The 1,729-nt window shown below is 69.8% G+C and carries 1 protein-coding gene; it reads left to right on the top strand.

All coding sequences use genetic code 11. The features are described from left to right. Positions 1-24: 24 nt before the first annotated feature. The coding region (locus CHC08_RS47795) for an acyltransferase domain-containing protein (RefSeq protein WP_338055750.1) at positions 25-1,729 on the top strand (1,705 nt) is incomplete at its 3' end.

The following is a 1,729-nucleotide window of genomic DNA, read 5'->3' as shown; positions in this document are numbered from 1 at the left end:
CGGGGTCTGTATGAGACGTTCCCGGTGTTCGCGGATGCGTTCGATCAGGTGGCGTTGCATGTGGAGGCGCATCTGGATCGGCCGCTGGCGGATGTCTTGGCCGATGAGGAGTTGATTCACCAGACCGGGTATGCGCAGCCGACGTTGTTCGCCGTTGAGGTGGCGCTGCATGCTCTACTGCGGTCGTGGGGTATCGCTCCGGATGTGCTGGTGGGGCATTCGATCGGAGAGATCGCCGCGGCGCAGGTGGCAGGTGTTCTGACGCTGGCGGATGCGGCCACGCTGGTCGCCGCCCGGGGCCGGCTCATGCAGGCGCTGCCCTCGGGTGGGGCGATGCTCGCCGTTGGAGCAGCCGAGGCGGATGTCCGGGCGCTCCTGGCCTCCATGGCCAACGGCGAGGTGAGCGATGGTCATCTGGCCTCGGTGGGCGGCGATGGGTCGAACGGGAGCGAGTCGAGTGGCGGTGGCTTGGCCGTCGTGGGCGGTGACGAGTCGCACGGCAGCGGCTTCGCCTTCGCCGTTGATGTTGCGGCGGTGAATGGTCCGGCCTCGGTGGTGGTCTCTGGGGCTGAGGGTGACATCGACCGGGTTGCCGAGCTGGCCGCGGAGCGGGGATGGAAAACCTCTCGGTTGCGGACGAGTCACGCGTTCCACTCCCGTCTGATGGAGCCGATGCTGGCCGAGTTCCGGGCGGTTGTGGCGCAGCTGAGTTTTGCTGAGCCGGTGGTTTCGGTGGTGTCGACGGTGACCGGGCGGCCGGTGGAGTCGGGGTTGTGGTCGGATCCGGAGTACTGGGTCGAGCAGGTCCGCAAGCCGGTCCGGTTCGCCGACGCGCTGGCCGTACTGGAGGGTGTCAGCCGGTTTGTGGAGTTGGGTCCGGATGGGGTGCTGGCCGCGCTGGTGCAGCAGCCGGATGCCGTCGCGGTCCCGCTGCTACGTCGGGACCGGGACGAGGTCACCACCGCGCTGACCGCGCTGGCCACCCTGCACGTCAACGGTGTGTCGGTCGACTGGTCGGCGCTCTTTGCCGGGGTTCAGCCGGTCGAACTGCCGACGTATGCCTTCCAGCGGCAGCGGTACTGGCTGCGCACCCGCGCCGAAGCGCCGATCGCAGCGGCTGACGCCGGCTTGTGGGACCTGATCGACCGCGGTGACTTCACCAAACTCGCCGCAGAGCTCGGCGTCGACCCCTCCTCTTCATTGGAGAGAGTGCTGCCCGCGCTGACGTCCTGGCGGGTGCGCGGCCGCGAACGCTCCCGGCTGGACGGCTGGCGCTACCACATCGCCTGGCAGCCCGTTCCCGAGCCAGGCCCGGTCGCGCTGGTGGGCACCTGGGTGCTGATCGGCGCCGACCCGGTCGGGCTCGCCGCGGCCCTGACCAGCCACGGTGCCCGCGTCCTGGCAGTCGGAACGGATGAGCGGTCCGTGCTGGCGCAGCGGCTGCGGGAACTGGACGGTCCGGTTGCCGGCGTGGTGAGCCTCGCCGCGCTCGAGGACACGCCGCTGCTCGACTCGCTCGCCGTTGTCCAGGCCTACCTGGATGCTGAGCTGGCCGCACCGCTCTGGCTGGTCACCCGGGGCGCGGTGTCCGTCGGCCGGGCGGACGCGCCGGCTAGTCCGATCCAAGCCCAAACCTGGGGTTTCGGTCGGGCGGTGGGGCTGGAGCATCCGGAGTTCTGGGGTGGGTTGCTTGATTTGCCGGTTGAGTTGGATCGGCGGGCGGCGGCTC

The organism is Streptosporangium subroseum, assembly GCF_900188345.1.
Taxonomy (GTDB): domain Bacteria; phylum Actinomycetota; class Actinomycetes; order Streptosporangiales; family Streptosporangiaceae; genus Streptosporangium; species Streptosporangium subroseum.
Note: the sequence above shows the minus strand (reverse complement) of the source record. Positions and strands in the feature narration are given on the sequence as shown.